Genomic DNA, 23,074 nt, shown 5'->3' with positions numbered 1-23,074 from the left:
GGTGTCCGCTAGTGTGCTGGCGATCCCTCGCCAGGCGTCCAGGAAGCTGCCTTCGGGCATTCACCTGGAGCGCTGCGTCAGGGTGCGCTCTCGCTCTCTTGTTCGACGCGTTGCAGGTGCAACGGTATCCTCATGGAGCGCCAACGCCTCCACGTAGCGATTTCCCGGGAAGTGCTCCATGGCCATGCCGCTCCGAGTGCTGGTGTCCGCCAGCGCCCTGCTGTCGCTGCTGCTCTCAGGCTGTGACGACTCACCCGACACACCGCCCGCCGACGCCGGCACGCCCGACGCGGGGCCCTATGTCTGGGATGGCACCTACACCGAGCTCGAGGAGCGCGGGGACTTCCTGGACCAGGGCAGCTTCGCGCCCTGCACCTTCGATAGAGGGGACGGCGGCGTCCAGGTCTGCCAGGAGATGTCCCGCTTCGATCTCTCCCAGTGCAACCGGGAGACGCTCTCGGACCTGCCCAACGGGGCCATCTACCATTTCCCCCTCCGGGACTCGCGGCCTCCACAGGCTGGGGGCAGCGTCGCCTTCGGCAGCGCGGGCGTCCTGTTCCAGGAAGACGGCGGCACCATGTTCTTCGAGCCCCTCACCCTGCGCGACACGGGGGAAGGCCGCTTCTTCGTCCGTGGCTACCAGCCTCGCAATGGCACCACCGTCGCGCTGGCGGGCTGCCAGAAGAAAGGCGCCGACATCATCACCGGCTGCTACGCGCACTGCTCGCGGACGCGGCTCATCCAGTCGGGCACCTTCGAGGGCCATCGCGTCTCCAGCTGGGGCGGAGAGCCCGAGTCCTCCGGTAACCTCGAGCTCGTCTCGGAGGGCTACACGCCCGTGGGCCTGCCCGTGGACATCTACGTCACCAAGGGGCATGCCTACGTCGTCTCCATTCCGCACCAGGTGCGCGTCGGTGGGCTCTCCGTCTTCGACGTGAGCGACCCTCGAAACCCCGTGCTCAAGAAGACCCTCTCCCCGCCCGGGGACACCTACTGGAATGGCGTCTGGGCCAAGGGCGACGCGCTCTATGTGGCCAGCAACAAGGCAGGGACGATCGTCTACGACATCTCCAACCCCGCGGAGCCCCAGTTCGTGCGCAGCCTCACGACGGGGAGCAGCTACGGCACCCACACGGTGCTCGTCGACGGAGACCGGCTCTACTCCATGGCCACCTCCAGCGGCACGCACGTGCATGACATCTCCCAGCCGCTGGATCCCCAGCCGCGCACCGTCATCTCCCTGCCCGACGATGCCTCCCTGGGTGGGGCGCACGACTCCTTCGTCTACGGAGGGCGCCTCTATGTCAGCAATTCCTACGGTGGCTACTTCGTCCTGGACGTCACCGACCTGGACAACGTGCGAGTGCTGGGCACGTACCTCCGGCCGGACTTCAGCTTCGCGCACCACAGCGCGGTGGGCACCTTCGCCGGGCTCACCATCGCCTTCGAGGGCGGTGAGTACAACTACTCCCACCTGCGCGTGCTCGACGTCACCCGCCCCGAGCGCATCGTGAAGATTGGCGAGTTCCGCACGCACCGGCCCTTCACCTCCATTCACAACCTCCTCCTGCGCGGCAACCTGCTCTACATCGCCTGGTACCAGGACGGCCTGCGCGTGCTGGACGTGTCCAACCCCACGCGCCCCAGGCAGGTGGCTCACTACAACACCGTCCGCGAGACGGACCCGCACCGGACCGAGAGCGTCTTCGATGGGCTCATCGGCATCCGCATCCCAGGAGATGGCTACGTGTACGGGGTGGACTCCTCGCGAGGCCTGCTCATCTTCAAGGAGCTCTGAGGCGAGCGCCCCATGTGAAGCGGTTCACACGATTCATGTGAGCCGCTTCATCTCCAGTTCCGTCGCCTGTCTCCAGAATGCATCGGGTCCGCCGGGACGAGGCTCCAGCGAGGGGTCGCGTTCCGGGCGTCTGGGATGGCAGGGCGTCACGCTCACCGTGACGGGCCACAGCCTGGGCGCCGCGAGCAGGGCCACTCCGCCACCCTGGCTGTGGCCAGCCACCCCACGCCCGAGGCGACGGTGAGCGCGCGTGACGTGCTCATGCCTCACAACCACACCGACCTCCGAGAGATCAGACCTCGAGGGTCGGAGGTGACCCCGGCTCCCACCGGACCGGTGCTCCCTCGACGCTGTGTTGCGCCGCGCGTTATCCTCCGCGCGCTCCAAGGGGCTCATCGAGAGTGCATCGGGAGACGTAGCGCAACCAGGGTTCTGGTGAATCCAGAGGGAGAAACGAGACATGTGTCAGGTGCTCTGTGGGAACCACTCGCCGCATGACGGCGCGTCACCGAAGCCAGGTACCTCCCGGCGCGAGCTTCTCGCGGTAGGCGCTTCCGCCCTCGGAGCCGTGGCAGCCTCTTCCGCGCCCACACCGGCGGTGGCAGCGCCTGGGACGGGCGGCGTATCGCCCGAGAGCGGAACCGGGCCCACGGGCCTGCCCGTGGACACCGGCTCGCTGAACGTGCGCTACCTGCTGAAGGGCGGCGCGGTGCTCAGCATGGATCCGAACGTGGGCGACTTCGCCTGCGGGGACGTGCTCATCGAGGGCAAGAAGATCATCGCGGTGGGGCCCAACCTGAACGCCCTGGGTGCCATTGTCATCAACGCCTCCGGGATGATCGTCATGCCGGGGTTCGTCGACACCCATCACCACCAGTACCAGACCGCGCTGCGCAGCTTCCTGTCGGACGGCCTGCTGTCCAACGACGGGCTGCCGCACGGCGAGAAGAACTACCTGGACTACATCCACACCAAGATTACGCCCGTCTACCGTCCGCAGGACGCCTTCATCGCCGAGCTCATCGCCTCGCTCAGCCAGCTGGACGCGGGCGTGACGACCGTCGTGGATACCTCGCAGGTGGGCCACACGCCGGAGCACACCGACGCCGTCATCCGCGGGCTCCAGGCCGCGGGCCGCCGCTCGGTCTTCGTGTACTCACCGGGCGTGGGCCCCGGCAACATCTTCCCGAATGATCTCCAGCGGCTCCGCAGGCAGTACTTCTCCTCGACGGATCAGCTCCTGACGCTGGCCATGGGCGGAGAGGTGTTCGATCCCGCCTTCCGGACCTACTGGGCCCTGGCGCGGCAGAACGGCCTGCACATCGTCTCCCACCTCGTCGGCAGCCTGGGCCAGGAGACGCTCGTGGAGCAGCTGGCGAGCGAGGGCCTGCTCGGCCCGGACATCGAGTTCATCCACGCCACGCGCATCTCCGAGGGCTCGTGGCAGGCGATCGCCCAGTCGGGCGTGACGCTCTCGCTGGCGGTGCCCATCGAGATGACGATGCGGCACGGCATGCCGCCCATCCAGGCCGCGCTCAACCACGGCGTGCAGCCCTCGCTCAGCACGGATGTCGAGTGCACGCTGACGGCGGACTTCTTCACCCAGATGCGGAGCACCTTCACGCTCCAGCGGGCGCTCATCAACGAGCGGGCGCTGAACGGCGAGACGAACCTGCCCGAGCTGCTCACCAGCCGCGACGTCATCCGCTTCGCCACGGTGGAGGGGGCCCGGGTGGCCCGCCTCGGCCACAAGGTCGGCACGCTGACGCCGGGCAAGGAGGCGGACATCATCATGCTGCGCGCGGACGACATCAACGTGGCCCCGCTCAACAACGTGCCGGGCGCCGTGGTGACGTTGATGGAGCGCGGCAACGTGGACACGGTCATCGTCGCGGGGAGGATCCGCAAGTGGCGGGGCGCCCTGGTGGACGTGAACTGGCCGCAGCTGCGCGCCGCGCTCGAGGCCTCGCGCGACTACATCTTCCAGGCGGCGGGAGTCCAGCGCGTGCTCTTCTGAGGCCGTCCCCGGGGCCTTGCGTGAACGTGGCCCTGGCGGTGGACTCCACCCCATGTTGAAGCTCCCGGGTTACACGATCCATCGTCCGGTCCGCGTCAATGGCTCGAACATGCTGTTCCAGGCGGTGCGCGAGGAGGATGGCGCACCGGTCATCATCAAGACGCCGGTGGGCCCCGTGGTGGGCTCCCGCGAGGACGAGCGGTACCGCCGGGAGCACGGCATCCTGCAGCGGCTCCAGGGCGTGCGCGGTGTCACCCGGCCCCATGGCTGCGAGCGCATCCACGACAGGCCCGTGCTGATCCTCGAGGAGGTCCAGGGGGTGCCCCTCTCCGAGGCGGTGGGCTCCCCCTTCGGGCTCGAGCGCTTCCTCGAGCTGGCCGTCTCGCTGGCCGCCACGCTGGCGGAGATCCACCTGCGGGGCGTCATCCACAAGGACATCAAGCCCTCGAACATCATCATCACGCCGCTGGGCGAGCCGCGCATCATCGACTTTGGCGCCGCCACGCTCCAGCGCACCGAGCATGTGGACGCGGCGCCGACGCACCTCATCGAGGGAACGCTGGCCTACATGTCCCCGGAGCAGACCGGGCGGATGAACCGCGCGCTGGACTACCGCACGGACTTCTACTCGCTGGGCGTGACGTTCTACGAGCTGCTCACGGGAGTGCGGCCGTTCCAGGGGAGGGACGCGCTCGAGTGGTTCCACGCGCACATGGCCCAGCAGCCCCGGCCGCCGCACGAGCTCATCTCCAGCATCCCGCCGGTGCTGTCCGCCATCGTCATGCGGTGCCTGGCCAAGGTCGCCGAGGAGCGCTACCAGAGCGCGGAGGGGCTGAGGCACGACCTGGCGGAGTGCGCGGAGGGCCTGCGCCGGGGCACCCTCGACGTCTTCGTGCTGGGCAAGCGGGACCTCCCCAGCCGCTTCCAGCTCCCCCAGCGGCTCTACGGGCGCGACGCCCACGTCGCCACCCTGCTCCAGGGCTTCGAGCGCATCGCCAGCGGAGGCCGGCCCGAGCTCATGCTGGTGCGCGGCTACTCCGGCATCGGCAAGTCGTCGGTGGTGCACGAGCTGCACAAGCCCGTCGTCCAGCGGCGGGGCTTCTTCCTGAGCGGCAAGTTCGACCAGCTCCAGCGAGACGTGCCCTACGCCACCCTGGCCCAGGCCCTGCGGGGGCTGGGGCAGCAGCTGCTGGCGGGCACCGACGAGGAGGTCGCCCGGTGGCGCGAGCGCCTGCGAGAGGCCCTCCAGGGCAACGGCCAGGTGCTGGTGGACCTGGTGCCGCAGCTGGGGCTCCTCATGGGGCCGCAGCCGGCCGTCCCCGAGCTGCCGCCCGCCGAGGCGCAGCACCGCTTCAACCAGGCCTTCCTCCAGTTCCTCGGCGTCTTCGCCACCGCCGAGCACCCGCTGGTGGTGTTCCTGGATGATCTCCAGTGGGCGGACCTGGCCAGCCTCCGGCTCCTGCAGTCCCTGCTCACCGAGGAGGCGGCGCCGCCGACGCTGTGGATCGGCGCCTACCGCGACAACGAGGTGAGCCCCTCGCACCCGCTGACGATGACGCTGGCGGAGGTGCGCAAGGCGAAGACGCGGGTGACGGACCTCCAGCTCGAGCCGCTGAGCCTGGAGCAGCTCCAGCACCTGGTGGCCGACGCGCTGCCGGGCGCGAAGGCGGAGCTCACCGCTCCGCTCTCGGAGCAGGTGTACGCGAAGACAGGGGGCAACCCGTTCTTCCTGCTCCAGCTGATGCTGGCGCTGCACCACGATGGGCTCCTCAGCCGCGCGCCCGGCGGGGGGTGGCGGTGGGATGCGGAGGGCGTCCGCGCCAGGGGGTACTCCGACAACATCGTCGACTTCATGGCTCGCAACCTGCACCAGCTGCCCGCGAGCACCCAGCACCTGCTCACCCTGGCGGCGTGCGTGGGCAACAGCTTCTCGCTGGGGATGCTGGCCATCATCGCCGGCATGGACGTGGGCGAGGCGGAGCAGGGCCTCGAGCCGGCGCTCCAGGAGGGGCTGGTGGTGCGCAGCGCCTCGGAGCGGTACCGGTTCCTGCATGACAGGATCCAGCAGGCGGCGCATGCCCTCATCCCCGAGGGAGCGCGCAAGGCCATCCACCTGCGCATCGGGCGGCTGCTGCTGGAGAGCCTGTCGCCGGAGGAGGTGCGCGAGCAGCTCTTCGAGCTCGTCAGCCAGCTCAACACCGGCGTGGAGCTCATCACCAGCCCGGAGGAGCGCCACCGCCTGGCGCGCCTGAACGCCGAGGCGGGCCGGCGGGCCCGGGCCTCGAGCGCGCACGACTCGGCCGCCACCTACCTGTCGATGGCCTTCCAGCTCATCCCGGGCGAGGCCTGGGAGACGGACTACGCGCTGGCCTTCAAGGTGCAGCTCGATCGCGCCAGCAGCGAGCTGATGAACGGCAACGCCGCCGAGGCCCGCCGGCTGCTGGAGGGGCTCCGCACCCGGGCCCGGAGCCGGACGGACATCGCCGCCGCCTACGGCCTGATGCACGAGCTGCACCTCATCTCCGGGGAGATTGAGGCCTCCGTCACCTGCCTGCTGGAGTGCCTGGCCCTGCTGGGCATGCCCATGGATCCGCACCCCACCTGGGAGGAGGCCGCGGCGGCGCGCGCGGAGCTTCAGGCCCTGCTGGGGGGGCGCTCCATCGAGAGCCTCGTCGAGCTGCCGCTGATGACGGACGCGGACATGAAGCCGGTGATGAGCGTGCTGGCGCGCATGTTCCCCTCGGCCTACTTCACCGACAACAACCTGCTCGTCCTGCATGTCTGCCGGATGGTCTCCCTGAGCCTGCGCTACGGCAACACCCACGAGTCGGTCATCGGGTACAGCTCGCTCGGAGTGCTGCTCGGGAAGTTCTTCAAGAGCTACCAGGAGGCCCACGCCTATGGCGTGCTCGCCTGCGCGCTCGTCGAGCGCTACAACCTGAACCACGAGCGGACCCGGGCGCTCTTCAACCTGGAGATGATCAGCTACTGGTGCCGGCCCCTGGCCGTCGCGCACGAGCACGCCCTGAGCGGCTTCCAGCACGCGCTGCAGACGAACAACTACCTGTTCGCCTGCTACATCGTCGGCCACCTCGTCTGGAACCGGCTGGCCATGGGCCACGGCCTGGACGACGTCTACGAGGACGCCCTCTCCCGGGTGGACTTCATGCGCAAGACGGGCTTCGTGGGGGTGATGGAGACCACCCTCATCGTCATGCGCTACGTGCAGCAGCTGCGGGGCCGCTCGCTCACGTTCGGCACGCTGGACGGAGAGGGCTTCGACGAGGAGGCCTTCGAGGACGGGCTGACGCCGGCCCACATGAGCAGCATGGTGTGCCAGTACTGGCTCGCCAAGATGCAGGCGCGCTTCATGTGTGGCGCCTACGCGGAGGCCCGGGCGGCGGGGGACAAGGCGGCGGCGCTCATCTGGTCCTTCATCGGCATCATCCCGCTCCTGGACTACCACCTCTTCCGCGCCCTCACCTTGATCGCCTGCTGCGAGGGGGCGGCGGAGGCGGAGCGGCGGCGCTACCTCGAGACGGCGGAGGAGCACTGGCGACAGCTCGAGGAGTGGGCGGGCAACTGCCCGGAGACGTTCCGCGCGCTCGAGCGGCTGGTGTTCGCGGAGCTGGCCCGGCTCCGGGGCCGCCTGGAGGAGGTGCTGCCCGCGTACGAGGAGGCCCTGCGGCTGGCGCGCGAGCACGGCTTCATCCAGCACGTGGCCCTCGTGTGCGAGCTGGCGGCGAGCTTCTACCGCAAGCGGCAGGCCCCCTTCATCGCCGAGTCCTACGCGCGCCAGGCCCGGGAGGCGTACGCGCGGTGGGGAGCGCAGGGCAAGGTCAAGCAGCTGGACGCCCTGTGGCCGGCCCTGGTGACTTCGGTGGCGCCCTCGAGCGCCGTCACCAGCACCACCACCTCGGAGTCCCGCGAGCTCGACGCGCTCGCCGTGGTGAAGGCCCAGCAGGCCGTCTCCAGCGAGATCGTCCTGGAGCGGCTGGTGTCCACGCTCATGCGGGTGGCCACCGAGAGCGCGGGAGCCCAGCATGGGGCGCTGCTGCTGCCGCGCGGGGACAAGCTCGTGGCCGTGGCCGACACGCGGAGCGCCTCGGGCGGCGAGCAGGCGCCTCCGGGGGGGGCCGAGGCCGCCCTGCCCTGGACGATCATCTCCTACGTCCGGCGCACGCATGAGCATGTGCTCATCGGCGACGCGGCGGAGCCCCATCCGTTCTCGGCCGATCCCTACCTCGAGCACAGCGGCGCCCGGTCCGTGCTCTGCCTGCCGCTGCTGCGCCAGGAGTCGCTGTCGGGGGTGATGTACCTGGAGAACAGGCTGGCCTCCGGGGCGTTCACCCCGGGCCGCATCGCGCTGCTGACGCAGCTCGCCTCGCAGGCGGCCATCTCCATCGAGAACGCGCGGCTGTACGCCGAGGTGCAGCGCGCCGAGACCGCCCTGCGCGGCGCCAACGACGAGCTGGAGCGGCGCGTGGAGGAGCGCACGCGCGAGCTCAAGCAGGCGCAGACCCAGCTGGTGGACACGGCGCGGGCGGCGGGCATGGCGGAGATCGCCTCCAACGTGCTGCACAACGTCGGCAACGTGCTCACCAGCGCGGTCATCAACCTGGAGCAGATGCGCGCCGTGGTGGCCACGTCGCGCATCGACCGGGCGGCGCAGCTGGCCTCCATGCTCAAGGAGCACGGGGATGATCTGGTGAGCTTCCTGACGAAGGACCCGCGAGGCCGCGTCCTGCCGGGCTACTTCGCGGCGCTCACCGACGAGCTGCTCAACGAGCGGACACAGCTGCGGATGAACATGTACGAGATGGGCCTGCACATCGAGCACATCCACGCCATCGTCCGGGTGCAGCAGGACTACGCCAAGACGTCGCTCATCCTCGACGAGTGGGACCTGGCCCAGCTCATCGAGGACAGCCTGCGCTTCCAGCTGGCCGCGCTGCAGCGCCACGGCGTGTCCGTGCAGCGCGAGTTCGCCTCGCTGCCCCGGGTGCGGGTGGACAAGCACAAGGTGCTGCAGATCCTCATCAACCTCATCAGCAACGCGAAGTACGCCATGGACGACGCCCCCGAGGGGCAGCGGACGCTGTGCGTGCGGCTGGAGCTGCCCCAGGGGAACCTGGTCCGCATCCAGGTGGTGGACAGCGGCAGGGGCTTCACGCCAGACGTCCGCAGGCAGCTCTTCGCGCACGGCTTCACCACGCGCAAGGAGGGCCATGGCTTTGGCCTGCACTCGAGCGCGCTGGCGGCGCAGGCGATGGGAGGGCGCCTGCTGCTGGAGAGCGAAGGGCTGGGCAAGGGCGCCACGGCCACGCTCGAGCTCCCCATCCAGAAGTCCTCCTGACGTCCCCGAGGAGGCGTGACGGGGCCTGGGCCCGGTGCTCCGGCGCCTGAGGTAGAATGCGAACTCCTCGCACGGGTTCGGGCATCCCTATGGCAGAGAGCACCACGGCCGATGTGTCCACCGCCGCCGGTCCCCTTCGCGGACGAGAGGCGCCGGCCCCTGGCCCCGTCCCGGCGCTGACCATCGTCTCCCATCCCCGCGCCCACCGGGTGGGGGAGCGGCTGCTGCTCGAGGCGCTCGCGACGGGACAGGAGGTGGCGCTGTCTCGCAACGCCCCCCGCTTCACGCGCCCCGGCAGCGCCCTGGGCCAGCCGCTGGATGACCCGTTCCTGAGCCGCAGGCCCCTGCGCTTCACCCCGGGCCCCGGCGGCGTGGTGCGGCTGGTGGTGGAGGAAGGGGGCACTCCGGTGGTGGCGGGCCAGCCGCTGCGCGGCACCTGGGAGTTCGGCCCCGAGGCGCTGGAGGCGGGCGTGCCCCTCGAGCTGGCCGCGCGCGTGGTGGTGCTCCTGCACCGGCTCGTCCCCCCCGAGGCGGAGGGCGGCTCGGAGTCGCTGGGGATGGTGGGCCAGAGCCCCTCCATGCTGCGCGTGCGCAGGCAGGTGGAGCAGGTGGCGGACCTGGACGTGTCCGTGCTCCTCCGCGGGGAGACCGGGACGGGCAAGGAGCTGGTGGCGCGCGCCCTCCACCTGCGCAGTCCCCGGCGCTCGGGCCCCTTCGTGAGCGTGAACCTGGGCGCCCTCTCCCGGGAGCTGGCCACCGCCGAGCTCTTCGGCGCGGAGCGCGGGGCCTACACGGGCGCCACCCAGTCCCGCGAGGGCCTCTTCCGCGCGGCCCATGGAGGCACGCTCTTCCTCGATGAGGTGGGCGAGGCGCCCTCCGAGGTGCAGGGCATGTTGCTGCGCGTGCTGGAGAGCGGGGAGCTGTACCCGGTGGGTGGGCGCACGCCGGTGCGCGTGGACGTGCGCCTGGTGGCCGCCACGGATGCGCACCTGGAGGAGCACATCCAGCAGGGGCGCTTCAAGGCCCCGCTGCTCCACCGGCTGGCGGGCTATGAAATCCGGCTGCCCCCGCTGCGCGAGCGCCGCGAGGACATCGGCCCGCTCTTCCACCACTTCGCCCGCCAGGAGCTGGAGGTGCTCGGGGAGGCGTGGCGCCTGTCGCCCGAGGACGCGTACGCGGAGCCGTGGCTGCCCGCGCCGCTCGCCGCGCGCCTGGTCCGCCACCCCTGGCCCGGCAACATCCGCCAGCTGCGCAACGTGGCGCGCCAGCTCGTCATCAGCGGCCGGGGCCAGGCGCGCCTGCAGGTGGATGCGTCGCTCGAGCGCGAGCTGGGCGCCGTCGCGCCACCCGAGCCCGCCTGGCGCACCGGGCCGCCACCCCCGGCGCCGAGCCAGCCCGGGCCGGAGCCCGCCTCGCGCCGCAAGCCCTCCGAGGTGAAGGAGCCGGAGCTGCTCGCGGCGCTGCGGGAGCACGCCTGGGACATGCAGGCGGCCGCCGACGCGCTCGGCATCACCCGCGGCTCCATCTACAACCTGATGAGCAGGAGCCCCCGCGTCCGCACCGTGAAGGAGCTCAGCGCGGAGGAGATCTCCCAGTGCTTCCACGACTGCCGAGGCGACCTGGACGCGATGGCGCACCGCCTCGAGGTGTCCAAGCGCGCGCTCCAGCGCCGCGTGCGCGAGCTGAGGCTCGCCGAGGACGCGCCGTGAGCCACCGGGGCCGCGCCCACGCTCATGGGCTCGGTCCCCGCGGGCCCTCGGTGCCGCCCCCATTGGCTCCGGGCATTTCGTCCATCCCTCGTGGCCTGGGCTCCTCCTCGGGCAGGCTCCAGGCGCGCCGCAGGTTCGGGTGGGCCGCGAGGATGGCGCGGCGCTCCTCCTCGGCCTGCCTCCACGCGGCGGGGTGCTCGCCCTGGCGGAGCGGCTCCTGCCCCAGCGCCACCCGCAGGAGCGCACGCACGAGCCGGGCCTCCGCCCACTCGGGCCGGGAGGCCAGCACCTCGTCGGCCAGCGCCAGCCCGCGCCGGAGCGTCGGCTTTGGGTTGCGCCCCGTGCGCTGCTCCCACGTGGCCTGGTCCCGGTGGAAGGCGGCCAGGGCCAGCCGGTCCTCCAGCGGCTGCGAGCTCAGCGCCAGGGCCTCTCTCCAGGCCTGGGCGGCCTGCTCGAAGTCCTCGCGCCGGGCCCGCCCCTGGAGGGCGCTGAAGCGAGCGCTCACCGCGCGCGTCTCCGCCAGGGAGCGCCAGGCCTCCGCGCTCCGGGGATTGCGCTCGAGCGCCTGGCGCAGGGCCTTGTCCGCCTCCGTCAGGGCCGGGCGCGGCTCCCGCTGCCGCGTCAGCTCGAAGGCCGCCAGGAGCTGGTGGGCGCGGCCCGCGGTCGCCCAGGGGCGCGCGTCGCCCGGCAGCCGCGCGATGGCCTCACGCGCGAGGCGCAGGGCCTCTTGCGCCTCGGAGCCGGGCGGCTCTCCCCAGGCGAGCCGGTACGCGGCGCGCTGGGCATGCGCCTCGGCAAGGAAGTGGAGCTCCAGGCCCTGCCCCGGCGCCTGCGCCACGGCGCGCTCGAGGACCGCCTGGGCTCGGGCCAGCAGGGGGAAGGGCTCCTCGCCCCGCTCCCAGGCCTCCCGCGCCAACGCCACCAGCGCCAGCCCCTCGCCGCGGGCCAGCTGCGAGAGCCCGGGCGACAGCTCCTGCCCCTGCCGGTAGAGCGCGAGGGCCGCCTCCCACTCCGGGCGCGGATCCGCCCCGAGGTTGCGCAGGAGCCGGGCTCGCAGCGCGTGGAGCCGCCCCTCGTGCCCGGAGCGCACCGCATCCCGAGGCGCCAGCGCGCGTGCCTTCTCCAAGGCCTGCTGGGCCTGGCGCAGATCGCCCTCTGGCGCCACCGCGCGCGGGGAGGACGCCCGCGCCAGGTAGGCGCTCCCCAGCTCGCGCCAGGCCTCGGGCTCCTGGCCGTCGGCGGTGGCCGCGGCGAGGTAGGACTCGATGGCCCCGTCTCGGTGGGGGAGCTCATCCTGGCCGCGCTGCTCCGCGGCATCGCCCTCCACCTCGAGCAGCTGGCCCCGGCGGGTGTGGAACTCATAGGGCTCGTCGCGCGGGCCCAGGCTCTCGAGGGCGTCGCGGGCCTGGAGGAGCTGCTCGCGCGGATCCAGGCTCCGGTCCTGCCGGTAGCGCGCCCACTGGAGGAAGATGAGGCCCAGCTCGCGCCGGGCTTCGAGCCGGGCGGACTCGAAGGCCACGGCCCGCTGCGCGGCCTCGACGGCCTTGCGCAGGAGCGGTTCGATGTCCTCCTCGCCAGGCGCCAGCGACTCGGCGAGGTGGCGGTAGAGCTGGGCCTGGAGCACCCATGACTCGTAGTCCCGAGGCGCCGCCACGAGCGCGCGCGCGAGCGCCTCGAGCGCGCGGGAGACATGAGCCTGGAGCGCCCGCGGCTCCAGGGGCTCGAGCCGCAGCGCCACCAGTTCGACCCAGGCCTGGGCCCGGTGCAGCTCGGGGGCGCTCTCACCCAGGGCAGCGGCGCGGGCATAGGCCTGGCGAGCGGACTCGAGCTCCGCGCGGGCCTGTGGGCGCTCATCCCGCGCCCAGCGGTGGGAGGCGCGCGCCAGGTGGACATCCCCCCGCAGCTGGGGAGCCTCGAAGAAGCCGGGCAGCCGCTCCCCGAGCGCGTCGAGCCGGGCCAGGGCCTCCTCGAAGCGCTCCTCGAGGAAGGCCTCCAGCGCCGCCACGTACTCGGGGGAAGGCACCGAGGCGCCCTGGCTCCGCCGCAGCCAGCTCAGCGCCGGCTCGCGGTAGAGGCGGGCCAGCTCGCGGCGGCGAGGCTCTCGCAGTCGGGAGCGGAGCTCCTCGGCGGCCAGGAGCTCTGCCTGGTAGAGCCTCCCCAGCGCCAGGGCCATCGCGAAGGCGCCCTGGGGCTCTCGCGAGCCATACTGCCACGCGTCCCGCAGGCGCTCGTGGGCGAGGCGGGGAGCGCCCAGGCTCAGCCACCCTCGCCCCAGCGCCTGGTTGCCGGGGCCGAGCGCCAGCGCTCCTTCCCGTCGCATCGCGGCCTCTATCTCCTCGAGGGTGGCCTTCAGGGACTGGCGCTCGGCGCTCGTGTCATGCAGCCGCGCGAGGGCGGACGCGCGGGCGCGGGCCTCCAGCCCATCGGCCAGGGCGCTGAACTGGCGCGCCAGCTGCTCGCGGCGGAGCGCCTCCTGGCGAGCCCGGAAGAGCTGGCCCCCGGCGAGCCCCAGCAGCACCAGCACGCCGGCCGTCACGGCCACCCCCCGCCAGTGCCCACGCAACCGCTTGCGCAGCCGATAGCCCGCGCCCGCCGAGCGCGCCCGCACCGGCGCTCCCGCCAGGAAGCGCCCGAGCTCCTCCGCCAGCGCGAGCGCCGAGTCGTAGCGAGCTGAGCGCTCCTTCTCCAGGCACTTGAGGACTATGGCCTCCAGCTCCGCCGGCACGTCCGGAGCCAGGGCGCGTGGAGGGCGAGGCTCCTCGGTGGCGATGCGGCCGAGCACCTCGAGGCCATTGTGGCCCGGGAGGGGCGGCTGGCCCGTCAGCAGGAAGTAGAGCGTGGCGCCCAGGCTGTAGACATCCGCGCGCCCATCGAGCTGGCTCACCTCGCCTCGGGCCTGCTCGGGGGCCATGTAGTGCGGCGTGCCCAGCACCGTGCCGGTGGCCGTGTCCTTCGCCGTCCAGTCCCGGGCGAGCCCGAAGTCCATGACGTAGGCGCGCGGCCGCTGGTCCGCCGTGCGCTCCACGAGGATGTTGCCGGGCTTGAGGTCCCGGTGGATGAGGCCGGCGCGGTGGGCGGCGTGGACGCCCTCGGCGGCCTGTTGGAGGAGCACCACCTTCTGCTCGAGGGTGAGCTGGCCCGCCAGCGCCGTGAGGGGCACTCCGTCCACGTACTGCATGGCGATGTAGAGGTGGCCCTGGACTTCGCCCACCTCGTACACCTTGCACACCCGCTCGTGCTCCACCCGCGCCTGGGCCTGGCCCTCGGAGAGGAAGCGGCGGGCGAGCCCGGGCTCGTCGCCGCGCACGAACTTCAGGGCCACGGCGCGGCGCAGCCGCGGATCGAACGCGAGGAAGACGCGCCCCATGCCCCCCTGGCCGAGGAAGCGCACCGGCTCGTAGCGCTCCCAGCCGGGCACCGGAAACGAGGGCTCCTCGGGGCGGCGGGGTGGTCGCTCCGCGGTGGGCCTGGGCGTGGACGCGTCGTCGAACATCCCGAGCCATCCTACACCGCCGCCGGTGGGCCCGTGGCGCGCCAGGGCCCCGCCCTCGGCGCACCCGGCTGACGCGCAAGCCGGGCCCGTTGGCGCGCAAGCCGGGCCCGTTGGCGCGTCAGGAAACCGGTGGCGCCGAGCCTCCCCGGGCGGCCTCCGAGGCAGGGGCGCGCCGGCGGCGGCTGGCACGCTCGCTGCTCTGCCCGAGCCCAGGCCAGCACGACGCTGGCTCACCCCAAGGAACCCAGACATGACGAACCCTACGCTCGGCACACTCTCCTGGAAGTCTCTCGGCATGGCGCTGGCCGCCTCGGCCTCGCTGCTGCTGCCCGGCCTCGGCCACGCGGCCAGCTCCTGCGCGGAGCTCCACGCGCAGGACCCCTCGGCGCAGGATGGCAACTACACGCTGACGCTCGGAAGCCGCGCCGTGGAGGTGTACTGCCATGACATGGCGGGCACGCCTAGCGAGTACCTGAACCTGCCCAACACCGGAAGCACCACCAACTACTCGCACTACGGGCAGGGGCCCAACACCTCCGCGGGTGGGCAGAAGACGTGGTTCACCCGAGTGCGCTTCAACCCGGGAGACCTGACGCTGACGGTGACCGACACCACCTTCTCCACCAGCCAGGGCTGGAAGCGGTTCGGCTCCAACTACGCCTATGCATCCGCCCTGGGAGACGCGGGGGACTGCGTGGACGCCTGGTCCCAGACGGGCCGCGCCAACGTGGACCTGCGGGGCACGCCCTTCGGCATCGCGCCCGACCAGTTCCAGGTCTTCGGGTACATGGCGGCGGGCTCGGCCACCTACAGCAGCGCGTCCCAGGTGGTGGACCTCCAGGGCGGCGGCTACTGCGGCGGCATCATCCCGCCCACCGCCAACCTGCAGCTCTTCTGGCAGCCGGCGAGCTGCGCGGAGCTCCACGCGCAGAACCCCTCGGCGCCGGATGGCAACTACACGCTGACGCTCGGAAGCCGCACCGTGGAGGTGTACTGCCATGACATGGCGGGCACGCCTCGCGAGTACCTGAACCTGCCCAACACCGGGAGCACCACCAACTACTCGCACTACGGGCAGGGGCCCAACACCTCCGCGGGTGGGCAGAAGACGTGGTTCACCCGAGTGCGCTTCAACCCGGGAGACCTGACGCTGACGGTGACCGACACCACCTTCTCCACCAGCCAGGGCTGGAAGCGGTTCGGCTCCAACTACGCCTATGCATCCGCCCTGGGAGACGCGGGGGACTGCGTGGGCGCCTGGTCCCAGACGGGCCGCGCCAACATGGATCTGCGGGGCACGCCCTTCGGCATCGCGCCCGACCAGTTCCAGGTCTTCGGATACAAGGCCGCGGGCTCAGCCACCTACAGCAGCGCGTCCCAGGTGGTGAACCTCCAGGGCGGCGGCTACTGCGGCGGCATCATCCCGCCCACCGCCAACCTGCAGCTCTTCTGGCTCCAGTAGCCTCGAGGAGGGTGGGAGACACAGAGGGGCCCAGTGGTTCGGGCCCCTCCGAGCGGCTCGCGAGAGCAGGAGGCCTACCGTCCAGCGGACGCGCGGGCGGTGGAGCCGCCTCGGAAGGCGCGGCGGTACGACTGAGGGCTCGTCGCGACGATGCGGCGGAACTGCTCCCGGAAGGCGGCGGCCGAGCCGAAGCCGACATGGGCGGCGACGTGCTCCACCGCCTGGTTCGTCGTCTCGAGGAGGAGCTGGGCGCGGCGCACGCGCGCCCTCAGCAGCCACTGAAGGGGCGTAGTCCCGGTCTGCTCCCGGAAGCGGCGGCTGAGCGTGCGGACACTCATGGCGGCCCGCCGGGCGATGGCGTGCAGGGAGAGCTCCTGGTGGAGGTTCTCCTCGAGCCAGCGCAGCACGGACTCCAGCGACGCGCCCTCGGGTGTGGGCGGCGGGTGCACGATGAACTGCGACTGCCCGCCGTCCCGCTCGAGCGGCATGACGGAGAGGCGGGCCGTCTCGGCGGCGACCGCCGAGCCATGGTCACGGCGCACCAGGTGGAGGCAGAGATCGGCGCACGCCTCGGCACGTGGCGACAGTCGGCCGGCGTCATGCGAGAACCGACAACGAGCCCCGAGCTGACCGTCACGTCCCGACAGGTCATCGCCTTCCGGCTGGGTCGCAGCGGACTGCGGCGCCGCACGAGCGAGCTGCTGGCCGCCATGGGCGAGGTGGGGCTGACGGACTTTCCACCGGGTGCGGCGCAGGCAGCCCTGGCGCCGCGCCTGAAGGACGCGGCTGCGGACACGCGGACCCAGGCCTTCGAGCGGCGTGAGCTGGCCCGCATGCGGGCGATGCGGGGAGCCCCGGTGGTGGTACGGGCCGAGGATGTCGAGCTCCTCGCGGCCGGGATGCTGCCGGCCGACGAGAAGTCGATGGGTGCCTTCATCGGCCCGGCGATGAGCTCGGTGAATGCGGCGAAGGTGTCCGCGCTGGAGGCGGTGGAGCCCGTCACCCGCGAGGCGACCGAGACGCTGGACCGGGGACCGCTCGACCGGGACACCTTGCACGCCGAGCTGCGGCGGCGGTTGCCCAAGGGGCTGCTGCCCGGACCGGGCCGACCCGGACGCGCACGAGTCCACCGTGCGGCTGCTGACAGTCCCTCGCTCGAGCGACAGGCGGAGGCCCTCGCCGCGAGGGCGGGGCTTCAGGGGGGGAAGGGAACGGAGCGGATCTCCTGGAGGAAGCAGTCGGTCCAGTAGAGGCGGCCTGCATGCACGAACATCCGCTCCATGTTCACGTCCGCCATGACGAGCTGGGGCGTGGCATTGCGCTGGTCCTTGGGGACCTTCATCAGGGTCCTGCCCTGGGAGAAGTACAGGAAGCCGCCGTGCAGCAGCATGTTGCTCCGGGCCTGCGCCGGCACATCCAGCAGCTTCTCCCGAGGGGCGGACCCATCCTTCTTGACCCGATAGAACGCGCGCGGCGTATCCGTCTGGTACCGATAGATGGAGGCCGTGTACATGAAGTCCGCATCCACCGCGAGGGCGTACGTGTCCCAGCCCGCGGCGGGGCTGGGCGAGAGCAGCTCCCGCGCCTTGTCCGAGAGCCGGAGCCGCCAGAGCGACTGGGTGAAGCTGTTCTCGCCCACGTATGCGTGGGTGCCGTCGAAGGCGAACGAGTCGATCCGACCCTCCGGAGACACGTAGAACTGCTCCACGGGCCCGGCGCTCACGGGAATGCGCCGGAGCTCGAAGGCCGTGTACCAGACGTGGGTGTCGGTGGCGGTGAGCTGCGTGATGGCGGGCTGCTGCCCGACCGCCACCTCCACCGGGCCGCCACTCTTCAGCCTGCGGCGGATGGCGTGGGAGTTGCCGTTGTTCCCATTGGTGGTCCACCAGACATGGTTCGGGGTTACCACGACGTACCGCATCGCCGGCTGCAGGGTCTCGAGCGTCTCCACCGGCCCTCCCGCGAGGGGCGCCCGCATCAGGTTGCCGGGCTCGCTGACGGTGGGGCCCAGGGCGGAGGCAGCGGTGGAGAAGTACAGGTGGGTGCCATCGAAGGCGACCCAGTACGGGCAGGTGCGGACGGGAACCCGGTCCACGGTGCCGATGAGCGGACCGGTATCGGGCGGAGGCGAGGAGGGCCCCAGGGCCGTGCGCCAGACGCTCCCGCCGCTGCCCGCCAGCAGGGAGTCACCCACCACCCTGAGCGCGCTGATGGGCGTGAGCTCGGGCAAGCCCTGGTTGAAGGGGTTCCAGGTGCTGCCCTCGTCCGAGCTCAGGTAGGCCGAGCCATAGCTGCCAACCCCCACGCCCGCGAACAGCCCGCCCTGCCACGAGACCAGCGCGTACACGTCATTGTTGCTCATGCCGTTGGCGACCCGCTCGAAGGCCCCGCCGGAGAATGAAGCGCGGTAGACGCCTTCGGTGGTCGCGACGAACAGGGAATCGTCCACCCGGGCCGCGCCAGTCACGTGGGGGTTGTAGGGCAGTCCCTCCTCGAGCTCCGTCCAGGTGGTCCCATTGTCGGTGGAGACCACCACGCCGCCCTTCAGGGTGGCGACGATCTTCCCGGACTCCACGAGGAACTGGGTGATGTAGGAGAAGTTCGGCATCCCCGTGGGGTGCCGGGTCCAGGTGGCTCCATTGTCGTCCGAGACGTGCACCACCGGGCCGACGCCAACGAGCAGTCGCGTGCCACTCACCGCCACCGCGTTGAAGATGGTGGTTCCGGCGTTGGGGACATTCACCCGGGTCCAGGTCTCGCCGCGATCCACCGACTTCATCAACCCCTGGGCGATGGTGGTGGCGTAGACCTCGGTGGGGGTGGCCCAGAGGCTGGAGACCGAGAGGTTCAGCGCAGTGGGCTTCCAGGTGGTGCCCTGGTCCGGCGAGACGAAGACTCCGCCCACGTCGGCGCCGGTGGCCGTCTTGCTGCCAGTGCCCGCGTAGACCAGGTCACCCACGGAGGCGAAGCAGTGGACGCTGTCGCGCAGGGTGCTGATGACCCGGTGCCAGCCGGCGGTGGTGGGGCCCGTGTACGGACTGCTCGGAAGCGGCCCCGCATCGGGCAGGCTCTGCGGCGTGGGTTCGGGTTGGCACCCCAGCACCGCCGCCATCACGAGCACTGCCAAGGCGTTCCAGATCGCTCGTTGTGTCATCCAGTGGAATATCGCGCAGCACGGCCCCTGGGACCAAACCTGGCATGCCTGAGACCGCCAGCAGGCGCCGACCTGCTCTGGGATGGAGTCCGGCACCTCCGCATTCGGTCCCCTCTCCTCACCGGCCACGGAGCGGGTGCGGCGCGGAGCGTCCCAGCTGGCCAGGGCCACGCTCAGTCGGAGTGCGAGAAGCAGAAGAGCGAGGCGAGGCGTGTCTGGCGATCCACGAGCAGGAACGAGCAGTCGCTGCACGAGTGCACGTCGAACCAGCGTCCCCACGGGCCATGCGCCCTGAACGCGACCGTCTGCTCCAGCTCATCCCGAAGCGTCTCTCGCACGAGCGACCGCGCGAGCTCTCGGGCTTCGCGCGCGGAGTGGTGCTGCCAGAAGTACTCGTACATCCCATAAAAGTAGAGGTAGCGAGCCAGCTCTCCCTCGAGCAGGAAGGGGTCCACCCAGGAGAACTTCACCTCTCGGATGCGCTGCTCCAAGGCGGCGGGGTCCGCCTCGAAGTCCAGGAGCGCCTTGTGTGCCTGCGTGCGCGCCAGGAGCCGAGGAACCAGCTCCTCCTGCGGCCGGGCCAAGGCATGCACGAGCTCGAGCATGCGGTCGAGCTCCGGGTCCTCCGCGAGGAGGAACTCATGGGCGAAGATGCCCCCCGGAGGCACATCGTTCGTATAGCGGGCGATGGCCTCCAGGTACGCATGGCGGGCATGGGGGATGGGAGCCGCCGCGGCGACCGCCTGGGGCCAGGCGATCGCGAAGTCATCCATGGAGGAGGGGGTGTCGCGGCCAATGGGGAACGGACGCATTCCCCCTCACTCTAGACTAGCGGCTGGCGAACGCGTTGGTGGCGGCGGCCTTGGCGGCGGCCACGGCGGCGGCGATGTCCAGCTTGCCGCCGGTGCTCACCTTGCCCTTGAGGTCGGGGTCCAGCTCCACCGTCTTCACCAGCAGGTCGCGCACCTGAGCGGCCGTCAGGTTGGGGTTCTCCGCGAACATGAGCGCCGCGGTGGCCGCCACGCGGGGGGTGGCCATGGAGGTGCCGCTCATCTCGTCCCAGCGGCCGCCCGGCACGGTGCTCAGCACGTCCTCGCCCACGGCGGCCAGTTCCACCACCTTGTCGCCGTGCGACGAGAAGCGCGCCAGCTTGTCGTTGTTCCTGTCCATGGAGGCCACGGTGATGACGTTGGGCATGTCCACGTTGGCCGGGAAGTCCTGCACGTTGTTCATGTTGCTGCCGTTGCCGTTGGCCGTGGCGGCCACCAGGAGGATGTCCGCGTCGGCCAGCTTCTGCACCGCCGCCTTCCAGCGCGCCTGCGAGGCCGCGTCCCGGTACTCGTCACCGAAGCTGGCGTTCACCGCGCGGATGTTGGCACCCCGGGCCTTCTGGTCCACCACGTAGTCCACCGCGCGCTCGAAGTTGGTGAGCAGGTCCTTCCCGTCGTACAGGCCGCCCACGGAGAGAACCTTCGCCTTGCCCGCGGCGACGCCGGTGCTGCCCTGGCCGTTGTCCTCGGAGGCGATGATGCCCGCCACGTGCGTGCCGTGGTCGGTGCCCGCGCCCTTCATCGGGTCGCCCGAGTCGAAGCCCACGTTGAAGCCGTGGATGTCGTCGGTGTAGCCGTTGCCGTCGTTGTCGATGCCGTCACCGGCCACCTCGCCGGGGTTGCGCCACATGGCCTCGTCCAGGTCCGTGTGCTTGTAGTCCACGCCGCCGTCGAACACGGCGATGATGGGCTCGCCCGAGGGGGTCGGCTTCGGGTCGACGCCGCCCACCTTGCCGGTGGCCTCCAGGCCCCAGCTCTTGAGGGTGCCCGTGTCGGCGCGGGCCTTGTCCTCCACCGTCAGCGTCCAGGTGCCCTGGGTCTTCTCGCCCTTGAAGGCGCTCAGGTCGAACGAGCCCTTCAGGTCATCCTTGCCGCCGCCCGTGCGGTCGTGCACCGTGGCCGTCTTGCCCGAGGGGCTCGTCAGCGACACCACCAGGTCCCCCTGGTAGGTGTGCGGCAGATCCAACGACAGCTTCAGCGAGTCGATCGACACGTCCTTGTCGAAGCTCACGCTGGAGGTGACCTTCTCCAGGTCCTTCACCGGCAGGTTCGGCGTGGCCTGGGCGCTGAGCGTCTCGGTGGCGGCGGCCAGGGACTTGCGCGAGGTGAGCGGGCGCAGCGCGGACGGCTCCGAGGACGACTGGATCTGCGGAGAGCCGGGGCGCAGGCCGGTGGGGCGATCCACCAGCTTGCCGCGGCCGGGGCGGTCCACCAGGTTCGAGGGCGCCGCGTCGAAGCCATCCACCGGGCGGGCCACGCGGGACTCGGCGCGGGGAGCCGTGGGGGCAACAGGCTGGGAGGGGGACGCCGCCGGACGAGAGGTCTGCGGCTGAATCGAAGGAGAGGGGAGCTTGGAGATGGGGGCCATGGTTTTCAACCTCGCGAATTCAGGTGCCGTAGGGCTTACACACGAATTGTCGGAACGAGGCGCCTAAAGTTGCCTATCTACCCACAAATGGATCCTTTTTTCCTACCTTACCCACACTGTGGGTGACCGAGTGCGTCATGACCCACCCAGGCTGGCCGGGGCTGGCAGCCCAGGGGCTCAGGTGTCGTCGCGGCTGGAGCTGCGCAGGTGGGTGATGTCGCCCCAGGTCACCAGCCGGAACGTCCCCTCGTGGTAGTCGAAGTGGTTCCAGCTCGCGTTGAGGACGGAGAAGGCTCGCGGGGTGCCGGGCGGAATCCCCAGGCAGTGCCGGAAGAGGCTGCTGAGGACGCCTCCATGGGTGACGACGACGATGCGCGCTCCGACGTGGCGGGCGCCGAGCTCCTTCAGACACTCCACGGCCTGGCGCAGCCGCTGGCCCGTGCTCTCTCCCTGGGGGACGACATAGTCCGAGCCGCCCGCCGTGTACGCCGCGAACACCTCCGGGTGGCGCTGGCTCGCCTCGTCGCGCGTGAGGCCTTCGAGCACTCCCAGGCCCCGCTCCCGCAGGCGCGGATCCGGGAGGATGGAGTGGCCCGTCCGCGTGGCGATGCGCCGCGCCGTCTCGAGGGCTCGCCCCAGGTCGCTGCTGTAGAGGGAGTGGAAGGAGAAGGACGCGAGGCGCGAGGCGAGCGCATCCGCCTGGCGCAGGCCCTCGGGGCTGAGCGCACTGTCCAGGTGCCCCTGCAGGCGCCCCGCGGAGTTCCACTCCGTCTCACCGTGGCGGAGCAGGATGAACTCGGTCGTCACGAGGCGGAGCCTAGCGCTCCGATGGGCCCGATTCGCCTGTTTTCTCCCATTCCGCCAGGACGAGTCTCGTGGAGGACGGCATGCTGTGGCCATGCACGCGCTGAAGAGCCGAGACGGCGTCCGGCTGTTCCATGTCACCGAGGGCCAGGGCTCGCCGCCGCTCGTGTTCATCCATGGGGGACTGGGCCAGCATGCGCACTTCGCACCGCAGCTGGAGCACTTCCAGCGGAGGCACCGGGTCCTCGCGCCCGATCTGCGTGGCCATGGCCGAAGCGATGCTCCCCAGCAGCCCTACTCCATCCAGGGCTTCGCCGAGGATGTCGCCTTCCTCTGCGCCGAGGAGGGCCTCACGCGAGCCGTGGTCGTCGGCCACAGCATGGGCGGTGTCATCGCGCTGGAGCTGGCCGTGCGGTTCCCGGAGCTGGCACGCGCCGTGGTGGCCCTCGAGTCCCCGGTAGTCCCCCCCGCCGACCATGCGAAGCGCGGCGGTGCGCTGCTGGGAATGCTCCGAGGCCCCGACTTTACGACGGTGGTCGAGCAGTGGGCCCGCCGCATGGTGGGCGCTTCGAGCCCGCACGCGGACCGGGTGGTGGCGGACATGGTGGCCACGCCCCAGCGCGTGACCGTCTCGGCCATCGAGGACATGCTCCGCTATGACACCGCTGCCGCCGTGGCCGCCTGCCAGGTGCCGATGCTCGTCATCGACGGCGCGGTGGACGCCGAGCGCTTGCGCCGCCTGTGCCCGCGCGTCGTCTTCGGGAAGACCGTTGGCGGAGGCCACTACATCCAGCTCGACGTGCCCGCGCAGGTGAATGACATGCTCGAACGATTCATGCGCGGGCTGGAGGAGGCGAAATAGG

General features: G+C 71.2%; 13 protein-coding genes. 7 read left to right on the top strand and 6 right to left on the bottom strand.

From position 1 onward, the window contains the following. The first annotated feature begins 178 nt into the window (after positions 1-178). From KY572_RS10825 to KY572_RS10810, 4 genes are all read left to right on the top strand, one after another. Positions 179-1,798, top strand: a complete 1,620-nt coding sequence (locus KY572_RS10825; RefSeq protein WP_224242473.1) for an LVIVD repeat-containing protein — start codon at positions 179-181, stop codon at positions 1,796-1,798. A gap of 568 nt (positions 1,799-2,366) precedes the next feature. After that, positions 2,367-3,815 carry an amidohydrolase family protein gene (locus KY572_RS10820; RefSeq protein ID WP_224242472.1) on the top strand — a complete coding sequence of 483 codons (1,449 nt, stop codon included), beginning with the start codon at positions 2,367-2,369 and terminating at the stop codon, positions 3,813-3,815. 52 nt (positions 3,816-3,867) lie between these two features. Beyond that, entirely contained in the window at positions 3,868-9,171 is a 5,304-nt protein-coding gene (locus KY572_RS10815) for a trifunctional serine/threonine-protein kinase/ATP-binding protein/sensor histidine kinase (RefSeq protein ID WP_224242471.1), read from the top strand. Between the two features lie 89 nt (positions 9,172-9,260). Continuing rightward, a complete protein-coding gene (locus KY572_RS10810; RefSeq protein WP_224242470.1) occupies positions 9,261-10,880 on the top strand; it encodes a sigma 54-interacting transcriptional regulator in 1,620 nt (539 codons plus the stop codon). Between the two features lie 22 nt (positions 10,881-10,902). Here KY572_RS10810 and KY572_RS10805 read toward each other — a convergent pair whose 3' ends face one another. Continuing rightward, positions 10,903-14,373, bottom strand: coding sequence for a serine/threonine-protein kinase (locus KY572_RS10805; RefSeq protein ID WP_224242469.1), 3,471 nt, complete (start codon positions 14,371-14,373; stop codon positions 10,903-10,905). 250 nt (positions 14,374-14,623) lie between these two features. On the opposite strand from KY572_RS10805, the gene KY572_RS10800 reads away from it, so the two are divergent. After that, positions 14,624-15,835: a GON domain-containing protein gene (locus tag KY572_RS10800; protein WP_224242468.1), complete on the top strand. Its 1,212-nt coding sequence runs from the start codon at positions 14,624-14,626 to the stop codon at positions 15,833-15,835. 74 nt (positions 15,836-15,909) lie between these two features. On the opposite strand, the gene KY572_RS10795 is transcribed toward KY572_RS10800, so the two are convergent. Beyond that, positions 15,910-16,377 carry a GlxA family transcriptional regulator gene (locus KY572_RS10795; protein WP_224242467.1) on the bottom strand — a complete coding sequence of 156 codons (468 nt, stop codon included), beginning with the start codon at positions 16,375-16,377 and terminating at the stop codon, positions 15,910-15,912. Between the two features lie 57 nt (positions 16,378-16,434). Between KY572_RS10795 and KY572_RS10790 the strand changes: the two genes are divergently transcribed. Beyond that, positions 16,435-17,085 carry a DNA glycosylase AlkZ-like family protein gene (locus tag KY572_RS10790; protein WP_224242466.1) on the top strand — a complete coding sequence of 217 codons (651 nt, stop codon included), beginning with the start codon at positions 16,435-16,437 and terminating at the stop codon, positions 17,083-17,085. Here KY572_RS10790 and KY572_RS10785 read toward each other — a convergent pair. The 4 genes from KY572_RS10785 to KY572_RS10770 all read right to left on the bottom strand — a co-directional run bounded on the left by KY572_RS10785 (position 17,031) and on the right by KY572_RS10770 (position 22,214). After that, a complete protein-coding gene (locus tag KY572_RS10785) occupies positions 17,031-18,989 on the bottom strand; it encodes a beta propeller repeat protein (protein WP_224242465.1) in 1,959 nt (652 codons plus the stop codon). The two genes, KY572_RS10790 and KY572_RS10785, sit on opposite strands and share 55 nt — an antisense overlap. 173 nt (positions 18,990-19,162) lie before the next feature. Then, on the bottom strand, positions 19,163-19,801 hold the full coding sequence (locus KY572_RS10780; protein ID WP_224242464.1) for a hypothetical protein: 639 nt from the start codon (positions 19,799-19,801) through the stop codon (positions 19,163-19,165). A 16-nt stretch (positions 19,802-19,817) separates the two neighbouring features. Then, on the bottom strand, positions 19,818-21,407 hold the full coding sequence (locus KY572_RS10775; RefSeq protein WP_224242463.1) for a S8 family serine peptidase: 1,590 nt from the start codon (positions 21,405-21,407) through the stop codon (positions 19,818-19,820). A gap of 177 nt (positions 21,408-21,584) precedes the next feature. Then, a complete protein-coding gene (locus tag KY572_RS10770) occupies positions 21,585-22,214 on the bottom strand; it encodes a histidine phosphatase family protein (protein WP_224242462.1) in 630 nt (209 codons plus the stop codon). A 91-nt stretch (positions 22,215-22,305) separates the two neighbouring features. Here KY572_RS10770 and KY572_RS10765 point away from each other — a divergent pair, with 91 nt between their 5' ends. Further along, positions 22,306-23,073, top strand: a complete 768-nt coding sequence (locus KY572_RS10765) for an alpha/beta fold hydrolase (protein WP_224242461.1) — start codon at positions 22,306-22,308, stop codon at positions 23,071-23,073. Position 23,074: the final 1 nt, after the last annotated feature.

Source organism: Hyalangium gracile, assembly GCF_020103725.1.
GTDB classification, from domain to species: Bacteria; Myxococcota; Myxococcia; order Myxococcales; family Myxococcaceae; genus Hyalangium; species Hyalangium gracile.
The sequence above is the reverse complement of the archived record's forward strand: the minus strand, read 5'-3'. Positions and strand labels throughout refer to the sequence as shown.

Excerpts from the sequence above, each read along its gene's own strand:
- KY572_RS10805 (WP_224242469.1), bottom strand. The coding sequence starts at position 14,373 with ATGTTCGACGACGCGTCCACGCCCAGGCCCACCGCGGAGCGACCACCC.
- KY572_RS10765 (WP_224242461.1), top strand. The coding sequence starts at position 22,306 with ATGCACGCGCTGAAGAGCCGAGACGGCGTCCGGCTGTTCCATGTCACC.
- KY572_RS10825 (WP_224242473.1), top strand. The coding sequence starts at position 179 with ATGGCCATGCCGCTCCGAGTGCTGGTGTCCGCCAGCGCCCTGCTGTCG.
- KY572_RS10815 (WP_224242471.1), top strand. The coding sequence starts at position 3,868 with ATGTTGAAGCTCCCGGGTTACACGATCCATCGTCCGGTCCGCGTCAAT.
- KY572_RS10775 (WP_224242463.1), bottom strand. The coding sequence starts at position 21,407 with ATGGCCCCCATCTCCAAGCTCCCCTCTCCTTCGATTCAGCCGCAGACC.
- KY572_RS10780 (WP_224242464.1), bottom strand. The coding sequence starts at position 19,801 with ATGCGTCCGTTCCCCATTGGCCGCGACACCCCCTCCTCCATGGATGAC.
- KY572_RS10810 (WP_224242470.1), top strand. The coding sequence starts at position 9,261 with ATGGCAGAGAGCACCACGGCCGATGTGTCCACCGCCGCCGGTCCCCTT.
- KY572_RS10790 (WP_224242466.1), top strand. The coding sequence starts at position 16,435 with ATGCGAGAACCGACAACGAGCCCCGAGCTGACCGTCACGTCCCGACAG.
- KY572_RS10800 (WP_224242468.1), top strand. The coding sequence starts at position 14,624 with ATGACGAACCCTACGCTCGGCACACTCTCCTGGAAGTCTCTCGGCATG.
- KY572_RS10785 (WP_224242465.1), bottom strand. The coding sequence starts at position 18,989 with ATGACACAACGAGCGATCTGGAACGCCTTGGCAGTGCTCGTGATGGCG.